At 43.5% G+C, this 16,125-nt stretch carries 16 protein-coding genes; 3 read left to right on the top strand and 13 right to left on the bottom strand.

The features are described 5' to 3' along the window. Nucleotides 1-70: 70 nt before the first annotated feature. The 6 genes from CEW93_RS00730 to CEW93_RS00755 all read right to left on the bottom strand — a co-directional run bounded on the left by CEW93_RS00730 (nt 71) and on the right by CEW93_RS00755 (nt 5,445). The gene (locus tag CEW93_RS00730; protein ID WP_222432703.1) at nt 71-1,069 is read right to left on the bottom strand and encodes an Abi family protein; all 999 of its coding nucleotides are present in this window, start codon (nt 1,067-1,069) and stop codon (nt 71-73) included. Then, the gene (locus CEW93_RS00735) at nt 1,066-2,064 is read right to left on the bottom strand and encodes a homoserine kinase (protein ID WP_089538651.1); all 999 of its coding nucleotides are present in this window, start codon (nt 2,062-2,064) and stop codon (nt 1,066-1,068) included. Before CEW93_RS00735 ends, CEW93_RS00730 begins: the two co-directional genes overlap by 4 nt. 97 nt (nt 2,065-2,161) lie before the next feature. After that, complete coding sequence (locus CEW93_RS00740; RefSeq protein ID WP_143822738.1) at nt 2,162-2,890, bottom strand: amino acid ABC transporter ATP-binding protein; 729 nt, start codon at nt 2,888-2,890, stop codon at nt 2,162-2,164. 113 nt (nt 2,891-3,003) lie between these two features. Further along, on the bottom strand, nt 3,004-3,666 hold the full coding sequence (locus CEW93_RS00745; protein ID WP_089538621.1) for an ABC transporter permease subunit: 663 nt from the start codon (nt 3,664-3,666) through the stop codon (nt 3,004-3,006). Then, entirely contained in the window at nt 3,663-4,406 is a 744-nt protein-coding gene (locus CEW93_RS00750) for an amino acid ABC transporter permease (RefSeq protein WP_089538620.1), read from the bottom strand. The genes CEW93_RS00745 and CEW93_RS00750 overlap by 4 nt, the downstream gene beginning before the upstream one ends. Before the next feature lie 85 nt (nt 4,407-4,491). Then, nucleotides 4,492-5,445, bottom strand: a complete 954-nt coding sequence (locus tag CEW93_RS00755; RefSeq protein ID WP_089538619.1) for a glutamate/aspartate ABC transporter substrate-binding protein — start codon at nt 5,443-5,445, stop codon at nt 4,492-4,494. A 221-nt stretch (nt 5,446-5,666) separates the two neighbouring features. On the opposite strand from CEW93_RS00755, the gene hisF reads away from it, so the two are divergent. Next, nucleotides 5,667-6,440 carry an imidazole glycerol phosphate synthase subunit HisF gene (gene hisF / locus CEW93_RS00760; RefSeq protein ID WP_304608901.1) on the top strand — a complete coding sequence of 258 codons (774 nt, stop codon included), beginning with the start codon at nt 5,667-5,669 and terminating at the stop codon, nt 6,438-6,440. 68 nt (nt 6,441-6,508) lie between these two features. Here hisF and CEW93_RS00765 read toward each other — a convergent pair whose 3' ends face one another. From CEW93_RS00765 to CEW93_RS00775, 3 genes are all read right to left on the bottom strand, one after another. Next, entirely contained in the window at nt 6,509-6,913 is a 405-nt protein-coding gene (locus CEW93_RS00765; RefSeq protein WP_222432704.1) for a PepSY domain-containing protein, read from the bottom strand. 31 nt (nt 6,914-6,944) lie between these two features. Then, nucleotides 6,945-7,583 (bottom strand): hypothetical protein, encoded by a 639-nt coding sequence (locus CEW93_RS00770; protein WP_089538617.1) that lies wholly within the window; start codon nt 7,581-7,583, stop codon nt 6,945-6,947. Nucleotides 7,584-7,715: 132 nt separating this feature from the next. Next, nucleotides 7,716-9,446, bottom strand: coding sequence for a proline--tRNA ligase (locus CEW93_RS00775; protein WP_089538616.1), 1,731 nt, complete (start codon nt 9,444-9,446; stop codon nt 7,716-7,718). A gap of 147 nt (nt 9,447-9,593) precedes the next feature. On the opposite strand from CEW93_RS00775, the gene CEW93_RS00780 reads away from it, so the two are divergent. Continuing rightward, complete coding sequence (locus tag CEW93_RS00780; RefSeq protein ID WP_089538615.1) at nt 9,594-10,256, top strand: DUF4230 domain-containing protein; 663 nt, start codon at nt 9,594-9,596, stop codon at nt 10,254-10,256. Between the two features lie 58 nt (nt 10,257-10,314). Here CEW93_RS00780 and CEW93_RS00785 read toward each other — a convergent pair whose 3' ends face one another. Continuing rightward, nucleotides 10,315-11,508 (bottom strand): fatty acid desaturase, encoded by a 1,194-nt coding sequence (locus CEW93_RS00785; RefSeq protein ID WP_089538614.1) that lies wholly within the window; start codon nt 11,506-11,508, stop codon nt 10,315-10,317. Between the two features lie 207 nt (nt 11,509-11,715). Between CEW93_RS00785 and CEW93_RS00790 the strand changes: the two genes are divergently transcribed. Beyond that, nucleotides 11,716-12,408 (top strand): TetR/AcrR family transcriptional regulator, encoded by a 693-nt coding sequence (locus CEW93_RS00790; protein WP_186727858.1) that lies wholly within the window; start codon nt 11,716-11,718, stop codon nt 12,406-12,408. A 33-nt stretch (nt 12,409-12,441) separates the two neighbouring features. On the opposite strand, the gene CEW93_RS00795 is transcribed toward CEW93_RS00790, so the two are convergent. The 3 genes from CEW93_RS00795 to CEW93_RS00805 all read right to left on the bottom strand — a co-directional run bounded on the left by CEW93_RS00795 (nt 12,442) and on the right by CEW93_RS00805 (nt 16,084). Next, on the bottom strand, nt 12,442-13,824 hold the full coding sequence (locus tag CEW93_RS00795; protein ID WP_089538612.1) for an APC family permease: 1,383 nt from the start codon (nt 13,822-13,824) through the stop codon (nt 12,442-12,444). A 324-nt stretch (nt 13,825-14,148) separates the two neighbouring features. Then, nucleotides 14,149-14,937: a pteridine reductase gene (locus CEW93_RS00800; RefSeq protein WP_089538611.1), complete on the bottom strand. Its 789-nt coding sequence runs from the start codon at nt 14,935-14,937 to the stop codon at nt 14,149-14,151. Beyond that, the gene (locus tag CEW93_RS00805; RefSeq protein ID WP_089538649.1) at nt 14,930-16,084 is read right to left on the bottom strand and encodes a hypothetical protein; all 1,155 of its coding nucleotides are present in this window, start codon (nt 16,082-16,084) and stop codon (nt 14,930-14,932) included. Before CEW93_RS00805 ends, CEW93_RS00800 begins: the two co-directional genes overlap by 8 nt. Nucleotides 16,085-16,125 lie beyond the last annotated feature (41 nt).

The raw sequence follows: 16,125 nt of genomic DNA on the forward strand, positions 1-16,125 counted from the left end.
CTAATACGCCCCCTGACCCTGCCTCGTCCCATTATTTTGGACAATGGTAATCAGGGGCTTTCTATTGGTGTTAGTTGCTAGAATTATGGTAAGTGGATAATTCATTATTTTCGCTGGGCGATGTTGTCAGCCAAGGAGTGACACAATCAGCACAATAACCAAAATCTTTTAGACTGATGGCAGAGTTGGTGATTTTTGGGAAGTTATTATGAATGTGGTGGGCCAAACGTTCTTTGAAAATTGAGTTGGGACTGATGATGTTAAGTAATTCTACCATGATATAAAAGTAACCAAAAGCTCGATGATTATCTAATTTTTCAGCAGGTTTACCCTTAAATGGTTTGGTAAAATTACTGCGATTAACCACATTAACATTCCATAATCTGCTGTGGTGAGCAACCACATTGCGGATGAAGTTCAGACTTTTTAGCCAATCAGCCAAGATGGTTGAATTGACATTGTGTTTTTTGGCGACTGTTTCACGGTCTGTGTATTTCATGCCTTGGTATAAATGAGATAATGCCCCAAAATCCAAAATCTCACAAGCTACCCAAATTGGCAATCGCCCATATTTGTCTAGATGATGAGCAATAAATTCTTGTTTTTTGCTACGATTAACAAGACTGTCGTATTTATCTAGCCATTTTTGATGGTCGGATTTTTGACTGTATTTTTTGCCATTTGAATAAAAACGTTGGCAAAACCTACCATCTAAGCATTCTGCCATTTCGTGAGCATTAGGGTTTCTTGCACCAAGTGTATGCGCAATATCGGTACGAATTGCCATCTCGATACGCTCCAAAGCATCAAAAGCCAAAAGGCGTAAATTTTTATCAAATAGATATAGGTTTAGTACATTGTTAAATGTGGTATCTTTAATAAAAGTATTTTGCCTTTGATTTTGTATCAATTCACGAAAAGGATAAAAATAGCCACTAAGTCGATAATAGCCTAGTACCTGCAAATAATGCAAGGCTCGCTTATCATCATTAACAATCAAGCCGCGGCTTTTTAGTAGGTCAAGCTGTTGTTGGGGTGCTAGCCACGGTTTAAGCTCATTAAAACTCACACATGCCCCCAATGATAACTTGCCAGCCGCTTCATTAAATCAGGGTTTTTAACCATGATATCATCGCCTGTGCGTCCTTGTTCGCGGTTATAATAGATGACGTTAAGACGCAAGAGCCAAAAAATCGTGGCAGAGTAGGCAAGCATCACAGGTAGGGCGGTTTTTTCATCATCAGTCAAGGCTCGCACGCTGTCATAGCCTGCCACAAAAGCACGCATTTTATCGCTATCAAACTGCACACGTTCGCCATCAGTGGCATTGCCCCAAGTGGTACAAAAATCATTGATGGTAATGGCAATGTCCATCAAATAATGCTCCACCGACACTTCGGTAAAATCCAGCAGTCCTGTCAGTTTGGCACACTCGCCACCAAACTCCCACAAGGTATTGTCCGTAAACATGTCCAAATGACACAAGCCCTTGGGTAAATCAGTGGGTAAGTTGGCATAAGCTGTCCAAATGTCATTCATCAATTTGGCTTCATCGGTGGGCATGTAGGCGGTTTCACGTGCTTTGACTCTTGCCCAGTCATACAGTGGCACGCCGTAATTTTCGGTAGGAGTTAGTGTTTGCAAAGTCTCATGTAAGGTTGCCAAGGCTACCCCCATCTCATGACACATGGCGGTATCGGTGGCGGTGGGGTGTGAGCCTGATAGCTTTGGTACGATTAAAATCGCTTTGTTTTCGTATCGCATGACACAATCTGTGCCAATGTCATCACCTTTGGCGGTTAGCTTAATCAGTGGTGGGGCGATGGGCAGGCGGTCTTTTAGGGCGTGCATGACAGTTGCCATTTTGATGATGTCATCGGGCACACGCTCTTCATATAGGGTAAAAACGTAGCTAAATTCATCGCCTTGGTCGGTGTCTGTCTGAATAAACCAATTGGAATTTTTGACCCCTTGGACAATGGGAATGGCTTTTTTAAATTTGACCCCATACAAGCCACAAAAGGCAAAAAATTCATCATCAGATAGGTGGGTATAGACAGACATGGCACGCTCTTTATGGTGTGAATTAAACGTGTATTTTAAGCCTTTTTTGTAAATTTTGCCATAAAAAACCGCCAGAATTGACGGTTTTTGTTTGTGATTAATGATTGAGAATTTTTGATAAAAAAGATTTGGCACGTTCACTTCTTGCCCCACCAAAAAACTCATCACGACTACAATTTTCCACCACATGACCGCCGTCCATAAAGATGATGCGGTTTGCCACTTGCCGAGCAAAACCCATTTCATGTGTTACACACATCATGGTCATGCCTTCTTTTGCCAGACTAATCATGACGTCCAACACCTCTTGAATCATCTCAGGGTCTAAGGCGGATGTAGGCTCATCAAACAGCATTGCCACAGGGTCCATAGATAAGGCACGAGCGATGGCAACACGTTGCTGTTGTCCGCCAGAAAGCTCAGCGGGGTATTTGTTGGCGTGAGCAGAAAGCCCAACACGGTCAAGATAGCCCAGTCCTTTTTTGGTGGCTTCATCTTCTGTGCGACCAAGTACCTTGATTTGGGCAATGGTGAGATTTTCTTTGATGGATAAGTGGGGAAACAGCTCAAAGTGTTGAAACACCATGCCCACACGACTACGTAATTTGGCAAGGTCGGTGTTTTTATCGCCCACAGAAGTGTTGCCAACCATAATCGCGCCTTCTTGAAAAGGTTCTAAGCCATTGACTGTTTTGATGAGTGTGGATTTGCCTGAGCCTGATGGACCACAAACCACCACCACATCACCTTTATGCACATGAGCGGTACAATCGGTCAGCACCTGAAAGTTGCCATACCATTTTGAGACATTGCGGATTTTTATCATCATTTCATCGGTGGCGTGTCCTTCGTTGGATACCAAGCCACCAAATTCGTTAATCCATGTGGTTTCATTGATTTGTTGTACGATTGCCATATTTTTTCCTTATTAAGTATGTATTAAAATCTAAGCCGTTTTTTTAGGGCATTCACCCCTGTGGATGCGGTTAAACTGATGATAAAATATACAAATCCCGCCCCTAAAATATACGGTGTCAGATAACCCATCAAGTCGCCACGCACATAGGACGCACGGAAAAAGTCCACCAAGCCAATGGCAAATACCAAGGTCGTATCCTGAAATAAGATGATACATTGTTGCAAAACCAAAGGAAGCATTTTGCGAAAAGTTTGGGGTAGGATAATCAGTTGCATGGTTTGTTTATAAGTCATGCCAAGAGCATAAGCGGCGGAGACTTGCCCCCGTCCAATGGACTGAATGCCTGCTCGCACAATCTCGGAAAAATACGCCGCTTCAAATACCATAAACGCCACCACGCAGGACGTAAAGGCGGTGTCTAGGGTAAAATATTTGCCTGTTATCCAGTTATAAACCATTGGTACAGCAAAATAAAACCAAAGCAATACCAAAAGCAGTGGCACTGAGCGAAAATAATTGACGTATAAAGTCGCTGGCACTGACAGCCATTTTTTGCCAGACAGTCGCATGAGTGCCAACAGTGTTCCGATGGCAAGACCACCGATGATGGCTAATACCAAGACTTTTAATGTTATCCAAAATCCTGCCATCAGAGCAGGCATGGCAAGCTGTAATTCGTTCATACCGTACTCCCAATTTGTCCTTTAATACGCACCTTTTTTTCTAAATACGTCATGCCAAAGATGAGCGTCATGTTAAAAATAAGATAAATGATGGTCGCAAAGGTATAGACTTCAAAATTATTTTGTGTGTATTCGCTGATGGTTTTGGTCTGGCTAATCAGCTCTGCCACGCCAACGAGTGATGCCACGGACGCATTTTTAAAACAGTTGGTCAGCTCTGATGACATGGGCGGTAAGATGACCCGAAAGGCTTGGGGTAGTAGCACATGGCGATACACCTGAGCGGTACTAAACCCTAAGGCATAGGCGGCACTGGTTTGTCCTTTTGGTAGCGATTCAATGCCAGTACGCACCTGTTCTACAATACGAGCAGAAGTAAACAACCCAAGACCGATGGTGGCAGAGATGACCGCCGAAGTGTTAAATGACAAGGACGTAAACCACCAATCTCTTAGACTTTCGGTTAATAATGTGGGTGCGACATAAAACCAAAAGAACAACTGCACCAACAATGGTATGTTTCTAAAAAATCCCACCCACATGGTTGCAATGGTGCGAGCAGTTTTGTTTGGCAATGTTTTCATCACTCCCAAGATACTACCCAGCACCAAAGCGATGACCCACGCCACCGAACCGATGATAAGTAGCCAGCCCAACCCTTTTAATAGCCAATGCCAATACAGCTCACTGCCTACCCCAGTTGGTTGTAATAGCACGCCCCAATTCCAGTTATAATTCATATAAATTTCCTATATTTGCTTTTGTTGGCAAGTTTTAAAAAACCACTCAAAAAACATGAGTGGTTTTTGCCAAACATCAAAAGGCTTATGGTGCTTTTTGTGGCTCTGCTTGGTCGTGCGGATTGGCAAGCAGGGCTTTTAGGTTGTCAGACATGGCAAATTCCATATTGACATTTTTTGGTGGAATGGGCTGAGTAAACCATTTGTCATAAATGCTGTTAATTTCACCTGACGCATAGACGGCTTTTAGGGTATCATCTACGATTTTCTTAAAGGCAACATCGCCTTTGCGTACCATACAACCATAAATCTCAAAGGATTGCGGTTCACCCACGATATGCCATTTGTTAGGGTCTTTGGCTTTGGCACGTTCGCCTGCCAGCAGCACATCGTCCATCATAAAGGCGGCGGCTCGTCCGCTTTCTAGCATGAGAAAGCCTTCGCCGTGGTCTTTGGCAGAAACGATGTTAATGCCTGCTTTTTTCTCATCGTTATATTGTTTGATGTAGCGTTCTGATGTTGTGCCTGCGGTGGTTACTAAGGTTTTGCCTTTTAAATCATCAAAGCCATTAATCCCTGAATCTTTGGCGGTCAAAAGACGAGTGCCAATTTCAAAAAAGCCCACCGAAAAATCCACTTGTTGCTGACGCTCAGGATTATTGGTGGTTGAGCCACATTCTAAGTCCACCGTACCATTTTGGACAAGGGGGATACGAGTTTGGGACGTAACTAGATTGTAGCGAACTTTTAGGTCAGGCATATTTAGCTCTTTTTTTAGAGCTTCTACCACTTTAAGCTGTAAATCATGTGCATAGCCGACAGGTTGGTTGGGGTTGTCCGCGATGTAGGAAAAGGGAATGGACGAATCACGATGAGCCAAAACAATCGTACCTGATTGTTTGATTTTATCCAGTGTTCCTTGGGCGTTGGTGGTGGGTGTGTCCGTTTTTGCGGTGTCCTGTGCTGCTTTATCGCCACCGCACGCCACCAATAGGACAGATGACAATGCTAAGGCAGATAATTGAAAAAGTGGTTTCATGTGTTACTCTCCTGTAATAAAACCCATCAGCAAGCGTTGAATGCTCCAAAAATCAATGAGCTTGCTTTGACTTATAATACAAAAACTGTCATACAAACGCAATATTTTTATTTTTAAAATTTAAAATAAAAAACATTTGATAAAAACAAACATACCTAAAATCGTTGCCAATGATGGGGCGGATTTGTTAAGATGGGAATTTTTAACTCATAAAGAGACAAATCATGCTAGCCAAACGTTTAATTCCTTGTCTTGATGTAGAAAATGGTCGTGTGGTCAAAGGTGTTAATTTTGTAGACATCAAAGACGCGGGCGACCCTGTGTCTGTTGCCACCCGTTATAATGATGATGGGGCAGATGAGATTACCTTTTTGGACATCACCGCCACATCAGACGGACGAGATACCACCTATCATATGGTGGAGCAAATCGCCAAAAATATCTTTATTCCGCTAACTGTTGGTGGTGGCGTGCGTAAGATTGATGACATTCGTAACTTACTGAACGCTGGGGCGGATAAAGTGGGAATTAACTCAGCTGCCATCACCAATCCTGAGTTGGTCAGTGATGCCGCGGCTCGTTTTGGCAGTCAGTGCATTGTGGTGTCTATTGATGCCAAACGAGTAACAAAAGCAGATGGCAAGATTGGTTTTGAGATTTTTACTCACGGTGGTCGCAAAGCCACAGGCATTGATGCAATAGCGTGGGCGGTACAAATGACCGAGCGTGGGGCAGGCGAGCTTTTGGTAACTAGCATGGATGGTGATGGCACGCGAGCAGGCTATGATTTGTTATTAACTCGTACCATCAGTGATTTGGTCAATATTCCTGTGATTGCATCAGGCGGTGTGGGCAGTTTACAGCACTTAGCCGATGGCGTGCTACAAGGTGGGGCAGATGCGGTGTTGGCAGCCAGCATTTTTCATTTTGGTGATTATACGATACGTCAAGCCAAAGAGTTTATGGCAAGTCAAGGCATTGCGGTACGCTTATGATTTAAAAGATATAAAAGACATAAAAAAGGATACTATTACAAGTATCCTTTTTTGTGGTTTAAGTATGCTTAGTCGTCCGCTCTTTCTTGAACGATGTTTAGGTCAGGATAGCTAAATTTAATCTCATATTCTACATAGCCTTTGTAGGCTTCTGCCTTGATGACAGGCTGTGATTTTGAAAATGGGGTTTTTTTGTAGGTATCCGCTTCAACTTTTTTGACGGTGTAACCCTTTTTTTCTAGGATTTTTACCACTTTATCAGCATTGGCTTGAAAGTTTTTGTCTTGGTAGACTTGGGCTTCAATGCGGTCGTCATAGTCATAGTCCGCCATGGCAACGGTGCTGGCGGCGGCAGTAGTTAGTGCAAGGCTGGTCAGTAGGATTTTTGCGATTTTCATCAGATACTCTCTTTTGGTGAATGAACTGGCATTTGCCGTGTTGATGTGCTTATGATAACAAACAAAAGACAGCATAAACTTAGCAAAGATTTAGGATTATCACATATTAACCAAAAGCACTAGAACAGCTGACCATTTTCTTTTTACTGTCAAAATCCAATCTTATATATCTCCCCATACTCTCACCACTCATGTTGTCGTCCCACCAACCATTGCCATGAGTGTTGATGATGTGAGGCGAATTATAGTCATCAAGATGTTGGTATTTTTTATAGTCCACGCCTTTATAAGGGATACTAACGGCTTTTTGGGGTTCTTCGTTTTCATCGTAAGGTATGAGCCATGATTTATTTTTACCCACGGCGTGTTTTTGACCATTGACGGTAACGGTGAATTTGGATTTGATGTTGGCAAAATTACCATCAGTAAAATAAACATTCAAAGAATGACTGCCCCATTGACTTTCATCATTATAAATACGAGTGATGGATTTGCCAAAGGCGGTGGCATTTTTTAATCTGATGTCCACATGTGATGTTAGAGAATAGTTGCCTTCTTTGGCGGTATATTTAACGATGTCGCCACGCAAGGCTTTGGGAATGCTGGTTTTCTTGTGGAGTTTTTGTACGATTGTTTGTGTTTCACAGTCGTTTTGCATGCCCTGTAAAAGACCTGTCCAATCTGCCGAAAAAGCAGGACTAAACGCCCCCAACCCAAGCACTAACGCTAATGTTGTATATTTCATAAAAACTCCTTGATAATCATAAGGATTTTATTATAGGCAAAAAAAGCGGGGAGGGGGGTGGACTTTTTTGTAAACATTTGTAAATAAAAAAGAGATAAATGCTAAGGATTTATCTCTTTGGTGTGGTGTGGATTAGTGGAATTTAGCAAGCAACTCATCAAGACTCAACAGCACTTTGTCATCACTGCCACGTTTGGCGTATTCGTATTTATCATTAGCTAAATTACGCTCGGACACCACAATGCGGTGGGGTATGCCAATGAGTTCTAGGTCAGCAAATTTCACGCCGGCTCGCTCATCTCGGTCATCTAACAAAACATTGATGCCTTTGTCTTTTAGGGTTTGATACAGCTCGTCCGCTTTGGCTTCGGCAGAGCCATCTTTGGATTTCATTGGCACGATGGCAACAGTAAATGGGGCGATGTTGTCGGCAGGATTTGGGGTGTCCGCCCACAAAATGCCTTTGTCATCGTGGTTTTGCTCAATGGCAGCCGCGATGATACGACTGACGCCAATGCCATAACAGCCCATCATCAGCACCACAGGTTTACCTTCTTTGCCAAGCACGGTGCAACCTAGGGCTTTGGAGTATTTATCACCAAGCTGGAAAATATGCCCCACTTCAATGCCACGTTTGATGTGCAGTGTGCCTTTGCCGTCTGGTGATGGGTCGCCGTCTACTACATTGCGAATGTCAGCAACGTGAGCATAAACAGCGTCTCGCTCCCAGTTCATGCCTGTGGTGTGTTTGTCGGCGATGTTAGCTCCTGACACAAAATTTGCCATCACCGCAGCACTTCTGTCGGCAATCACGGGGATATTGTACTGTGCCAAATCCACGCTGATATAGCCTTTGATGAGTCCTGCTTGTGCGATTTGTTCTTCGCTGGCAAGCTCAAAAGGGGCTTTGACTTGGGGGAGTTTTTCGGCTTTTAGCTCGTTTAAGGTATGGTCGCCACGCAGTACCAATGCGACCAGTTTTGGCATATCAGGCGTCTCTTTGCTATAAGAGCCTTTGACAATCAAGGTTTTAACCGTTTGTGAAAGTGCTATGCCCAAATGCTTAGCAACTTCTTCACAGGTTGGCATGTTGGGCGTGTCCACATCAGTGCGAGTTTGTGTGGGAGCAGGGCGAGTGTCTGTACAAATGGCTTCGGCAAGTTCAATGTTGGCAGCATAATCAGAGCTGTCGCTAAATGCGATGTCATCTTCGCCACTGTCAGCAAGCACATGAAACTCATGACTGGCAAAGCCGCCAATAGAGCCTGTGTCGGCATGAACGGCACGAAAATTTAGCCCAAGGCGACTAAAAATGCGACTGTATGCTTCATACATATCACGATAAGTATCACCAAGACTGTCTTTGTCCATATGAAAAGAGTAAGCGTCTTTCATGGTAAACTCACGAGCACGCATGATGCCAAAGCGGGGGCGAATCTCATCACGAAATTTGGTTTGGATTTGATAGTAGCATACAGGCAGTTGTTTGTAGCTGTTTAACTCATTTCTGGCGATGTCGGTGATGACTTCTTCGTGGGTAGGGCCTAGCACAAAATCACGGCTGTGGCGGTCTTTAAAACGCAAAAGCTCCGCCCCATAATCTTCCCAGCGACCGCTTTCTTGCCACAGCTCGGCAGGCTGTACCACAGGCATGAGTAGCTCTTGGGCGTTGATACGTTCCATCTCTTCACGAACGATTTTTTCCACACGTTTTAGCACTCTAAGACCTGTGGGCATCCACACATACAGTCCTGAGGCAAGTTTACGAATCAGCCCTGCTTTTAGCATGAGTTGGGCGGAGATGACATCAGTATCGCTTGGGGTTTGGCGTAAGGTGGCAAAGGTAAAATTACTGGCTTTCATAAGGTTTCAAGTTTGTTAAAAATACACTATATTAAAGTAAAATTTAGTAACTGTGCAAGTGATTTTTATAAAAATTTTTAAAATCAGCCCCATATAAACCTAAAAATTTATGCTAATGTTTTATAAAATATTTTTTAAAGGAAGCTCATGACTGCTCAATCTGACAAATTTAACAAACCCATCATAGTTGCCATCTTGGGTGTTTTGGCGGTGTTGGTGTGCTTGGCTTTGTTTTGGATACTGCAAAACAAAGCAGAGCCTGCCGTATCTGCCATCAGCCGAGAAGGTGTGGTTACTGAAATTCAAAAAATGGCACGACTAAACACGGTCGCTTTTGGGGTGGATACTGTCATCACCAGTCAAAAAGAAGGCACGTGGTATAAACTTTGGCAAGATGAGCAAAAGGGGCTGTTTGTGGCTCGTGGACGTGTTTTGGCAGGTGTGGATTTGGCGAAAATTACTGCCGATGATGTGCAAGTGAGCTTTGACCCCCAGACCGACCCCAAAATCGCCCCCCATGCCAACATCACCATCAATTTGCCAGCTTCACAAGTCTTTGAAGTATTTTTGGATGACATACAAGTTTATGATTGGCAAACAGGACTGTTTGGCGTGGTGGCAAATGACCCACAAATTTTAAACCAAGCCCAAACATCCGCCAAAACCGAAGTGTTACGCAAAGCCTGCCAAGGCGATATCATGACTTTGGCGACCAACAATGCCAAAGAGCAAGTTCAAGGTCTGTTTGCTTTAACAGGAGCGACAGTCAGTATCAAAGCAGAGCGGGTGGGCGAGTGTCAGTTGTCCTAGATTTTTGATAAAAAAACTCCTTTTGCTACTTTGAACAAAAGGAGTGGGAGAAAAGCAATTAAGCGGTTTTTTGTTTGCCTTTTAGTTGCAAAAAGGCATTTTCAATCCTAACACTGTGGTCTAGGATTTTTTGTTCTATTTGGGCAAACTGCTCTTTCATTTTTTCGTCTGCTTCGTGTAGGCGATTGGCAAACTCAGTGCGTTTTAGCTCAATGGATTTGGCTTTTAGGGCGTGCCACTCTTCAACGGTTTTGGTAAATTCATCATACTCGCTACTGATACGGTCTTTAAATGCGGTTACTTTTTCATCTAAGGACAGCTCGCCACCTTTTTGAAGTTTTTCAATACGAGCATTGGCACGTTTAAACTGCATGACCACTTCGGCGTGTTTGATGGTTAAATCGTCCACTTTTTTTAGGTCTTTGGCAAGTCCGATTTTGGATAGGGTCAAAATCAGCCATTTGGTTGGGTCATATTGCCACCACTTAACGCCATTGCGATAGTCGTATTGAAAATAATGGTGGTAGTTGTGATAGCCTTCACCCCAAGTAAAAATCGCCAAAATTGGGTTATCACGAGCGGTGTTTTCGTCTGTATAAGGGCGTGTGCCAAACATATGACACAGCGAGTTAATAAAAAAGGTAAAGTGATGGGTCAGCACCATACGCAACAAGCCTGCAATCAAAAATGTGCCTAATACATCACCAATCAGCAGACCAACACCACCAACGACCACAAAGTTGGTCAAAACCACCCAAAAACCATAATATTTATGTTGTAAGGTCAAGAGTTTGTCTTTTTTTAGATCAGGGATATTTTTGTAGTCGTATTGACCGCTGGGATATTTGTGTAACATCCAATCCATGTGGCTAAACCAAAAACCACGTTTGGCAGAGTAGGGGTCATCATATTCATCATCCACATGGCGATGGTGTACTCGGTGTCCCGAGCACCAGTCAAAGGCAGAGCTTTGTACTGCTAAGGTTGCCCCAAGCAGTAAAAAATATTTGACAATCGGGTGGGCTTCATAGGATTTGTGAGCCCATAAGCGGTGATAGCCTGCGGTGATGGATAGCCCTGTCCATGCCATAAAAAAGGCAAAGGCTGTCCAAACGGCAGGATTGACGCCATGTGTCCACAGATACCAAGGCACCAGCACAATGGCTAGAATGGGTGTGGAGAGTAATACAATGGCAGGCACCCAGTTAATGGGTGGGTTTTCAAAGTCTTTGGGGTCGTGGGAAACAGTCATGATATTCCTGTTAATACCAATTAAAAATGTTTCTTATTTTACCCTAAAACTGCCTAAAAGTGAACATTTATTCACGATAAAACATTGACAAAGAGAACTTTTTTGTATTATTTATGTAACAAATCGTTGCAGTTTTTTGAAGTGGTTACTGTATTATTAAATGATGTTTGTTATAATCCGATACAAATTGATAAAATGATTAACACCATGTCTCAAAAGCGTAAGGAACAATTTGACAGGCGACATCAGGAGATTTTAAGGGTTGCCGAGCAGTTGCTATTAGATTCTGTTACTCATGATTTGACCTTAGATGTTTTGGCAAGCCAGCTAGATTTGGCAAAAGGGACGTTGTATAAACATTTTTCTAGTAAGGACGAATTGTTACTGTCTGTTTTGATTGAATATCAAAAACAATCTTTGTCTGTCAGTTGTATTGATGATGGGGCATCATCAAGCATGGTCAGAATGATGTTGTTTCAGCTAAATCACCCCCAACAGGCAGTGATGATGACTCGGCTAGAAGAGCGACTTAGTGCCACAGTGGTGGGGCTAAACCGCCTATTTGATGAGTTGTATCAAGTGCGTCATGCCTGTGCTGACAACTTGTTATCCACTGCCCATCAGTATTTGAGCGAGCAAGACAGCACGTTGTCTGCGGTTGATTATTTGTCGGCAGTATGGGCAATGGTACATGGTGGGGCGATGTTGTTAAATTCTAGTTTTTATCAGCGTTTTGTGGGTAAACGTGAAGAGCTAAAATGGCATTTGATTGAGCAGGCATTGACATTGCCCAAACTTTATATGGCAGATGAGCCCAAGCAAGATGAGCCACACTTACCCAAGATTGACCCAAATGCACCACCTAAACTCATCAAGCCACTCATGCCCCCTGTGGTATAAATAAAAAACCCGCTAATTTGCGGGTTTTTGTCATTAAACATCTTCTTCTTTGTACTGGGGAACAGGTTTTTTAAAGCCTGCGGTCTTAATCCCGAGCCAAATAAAGCCAAGTGCTGCCCAGAACAAGCCTACTTTTAAGGTAACGCCATCAACTTCTAGCCACATCAAAAACACACTGATAAAGCCAGCGATTGGCACGATGATGTAGTTAAAGACATCTTTGCCGTTTTTGACCAGTTTGTTGCGTAAAGCATAGTGAAACACCACCGAGATATTGACAAAACTAAACGCCGTCAATGCCCCAAAACTAATCAAATCTACCACACGTTCAAGGCTGATAAAGCCTGCGGTTAAAGCCACGCCACCAGCGATTAAGATGTTGTTGACAGGGGTGAACAGTTTGGGGTGGATTTGTCCAAAGATTTTGTTGCTAATCACGCCATCACGACCCATCACATACATCAAACGAGACACGCCTGCATGAGCTGAAATCCCTGACGCCATGACCGTAACAATGGCAAAGCCAAGTACCCACGCCTTAAAGATAGCACCACCAACGAGCATTAAGATTTCTGGCTGAGTTTCGTCCACCGCTTCAAAATAAATGCTGGGGTCAGAAGGCAAATAAGTTTGCATAAAGTAGGTGCTGATGATAAATACCGCCCCTGCAATCAATGTGGTCAAAATCATTGCCTTGGGTAGGGTGTTTTTGACGTCTTTGGTCTCTTCGGCAAGACTGGATAATGAGTCAAAACCAGTAAATGAAAAACACAAAATGGTCGCCCCTGTGATGAGTGCCCCCACTGAAGTCATGCTATTCCAAAACGGCTCTAAACTCCACAGCTCATAAGTGTCAGCCGCCAAAGTGCCAGCGGCATACGAGCCAGCTTGTAAGGCGTCAAAAATCATGTAGGTAAACACGCCAATGATGGCAAGCTGAATAAAGACAATCCAACTGTTAAAATACGCCACCACTTTTGAGCCAAATAGGTTGATGATGGTCATCAAAGCGGTCAAGCCAATCACCCAGACCCAGTGATGTACGCTTGGGAATAAGGCTTCTAAATAAATCACTGCTAAGATGATATTAACCATTGGTGAGAGTAGATAGTCAAGCCAACTTGACCAGCCAACCATAAAGCCCATAGAAGGGTTGATGGATTTTTGGGTGTAGGTATAAGCAGAGCCTGATGAGGGATAAGCTCTAATCATATGTCCGTAGCTGATAGAAGTCAGCAAAATGGCAACCAAGGCAAAAACATATGACATGGGCACATGACCGCCACTATCACGCGATACCATGCCAAAGGTATCAAGAAGCGTCATCGGCTGAATATAAGCCAAGCCAATAATGATGACGTGCCACAAACCAAGATTACGTTGCAATTTGGCAACATTAGTAACAGGTGTACTCAACGTGAGTTCTCCAAAAGCGTGCGTAAACGCAAATTAAAGACAAAGGCGTTGGGGTGCTAATACTGTTATCAAACGTACTTTTGGCAGATTGCAATTAGCATGCGTGCTAAAAATCTGTTAGCGGGCGTGTTTGAGATTTGATTAAGCTATCAACTCCGTGGATTTTTATGCTTGAAAAAATGCGAATTTTACCCCAAAATTTATCACTTGTCAGCCACTTTCAGACAAAAACTTTTCACGTTCAGTAACAATTTTGTAAAGTTGTTTAAAATACACACAAATCATTTGCCATCAAAGTCGATGATATGTGCAAATGGTTTATTTTTATCCGCCTTTTAAGGTCAAGCTACGCCCACCATCTACTGCCAAAACTTGCCCTGTGATGTAAGGAGCATTTGCCAAAAACAGCACCGTTTCGGCGATGTCTTGGGGTGTGCCAATTTTGGCAAGCGGCACAGATGCCATCAGGTGGGCTTTGGTGCTGTCGTTAAGCTGGCTGTTTTGGTTGTCATCAGGAAAAATATTTACCCCCGGAGAGACGCCATTGACACGAATGCTTGGGGCAAACTCCAACGCCAAAGACTGCACCATTGCCAGATGTGCCGACTTTGCCATGTTATAAATTGGATAGCCCAAAAACGGCTTATCACGAGCGTGAATGTCAAGCAGGCTCACAATCGCCCCATGTCTTTTGGCAAGTTCATCATAAAAGGCTTGACTTAAAAATAGTGGAGCTTTGGCATTGGTCAAAAACAAATCATCCCATGCTTTTTGCAGGTCATCAAAATCTTGTCCCAAATCCGTGGGATAAAAACTGGACGCATTGTGTATGAGTGTGTCAATCCGCCCAAATAGGCTTAGGGCAGTGTCTTTAAATGCTTTAAGGCTTTGTTTGTCATTGACCACCGCTAAGCTCGCGTGTAGGGTTTTGGCGGAATTTGGGCGAATGGCATTTAAGGTTTGTGCCAGATGATGAGCGTCTGTTTGGCTGTGATGATAATGGATAATCACATCGAAGCCTTGGGTGTGGAAAGTTTCGGTGATTGCCCGTCCGATACGCTTTGCCCCACCTGTAATCAGGGCGACTTTGCGTGCCAAAATGTTGTTATGCATGAAAGGTCTCGCTAAGTAAGTCGCTTAAATTATCTAGCCTAAGCCGTGTTAATTCATCACCAATGTGTTTGCCTATTAAGGTTTTATCAATCATGTCCATACCAACAGATTGGTAGCTTTTGATGGCATTTTGGAGAAAGTTTGTGTTGATGGGTTTGCCAGTTGCGATTTGTACGGCTTTTATCAGCTCAAACAGCGTTTTAGCGTCTTTGTGGGCTTTGGTATGCTCAATGAGAGTCAGCAGGTTTTTGGCACAGATGTTATCTAAATGCACCAAATCATCATAATGACTGATAAATAAACTGGCAAACTGTGTGATGGCTTTTGGGGTCAATAACTGCTGGCAGGTGTCAGATAATCGCTCTTGGGCATTGGGCTTGTGAATAAAGGCTTGTGTCAATAAGGCAAATTTGACCGACAGACTGTGCTGATAAGACTGTCTGAGGCTTAAAAATGTGTGTTGTCTTAGAGCGTGGTCTTGCCAAGCGTCGTTTAAGGATGGCAATATTTGTTTTAAAATATCAAGCTCAAATAACAGCTCAAAATAGGCAAAGCCTTGCGGATAATCAAGGGCTTTGACACTTTCAGCCCAAATGCGTTCACGGCTTAGGCAGGACAGCTCACCAGATGTGGCGATGTGTTTCATCAGTGTTTTGGTATCATCGTGTACCTTAAACCCAAGCTCAAACAGCCGAGCATAAAAACGAGCCACCCGAAGCACACGCAAAGGGTCTTCGGCAAAGGCATCAGAAACGTGGCGTAACAGTTTGTTGTCTAGGTCGTGTTGTCCGCCATAAGGGTCAATCACTTCGCCTGTGATGGGGGTGTCATCAAAAAGTCCTGCCACTTGGATTGCCATGGCATTGATGGTCAAATCTCGCCGTGCTAAGTCGTCTTCTAAGCTGACATTGTCGGTGCTGATGGCAAAGCCTTTGTAGCCCTGTCCGCTTTTGCGTTCGGTGCGTGCTAGAGCGTATTCGTGATGTGTGTTTGGGTGTAAAAACACAGGAAAGTCAGCACCTACTTGGCTAAATCCTTGACTTAGTAAGTCAAAAGCACTTGCTCCAACCACCACAAAATCTTTGTCATAGATGGGTTTTTTTAATAAGCCATCTCGCACCGCTCCGCCCACCAAATAAACATTCATGGCGTTTTTTCCGTTTGATTTTTTTTGGCATTGTAGCCTAA

This window comes from Moraxella sp. VT-16-12, assembly GCF_002224245.2.
In the GTDB taxonomy this organism is placed as follows: Bacteria; Pseudomonadota; Gammaproteobacteria; order Pseudomonadales; family Moraxellaceae; genus Moraxella.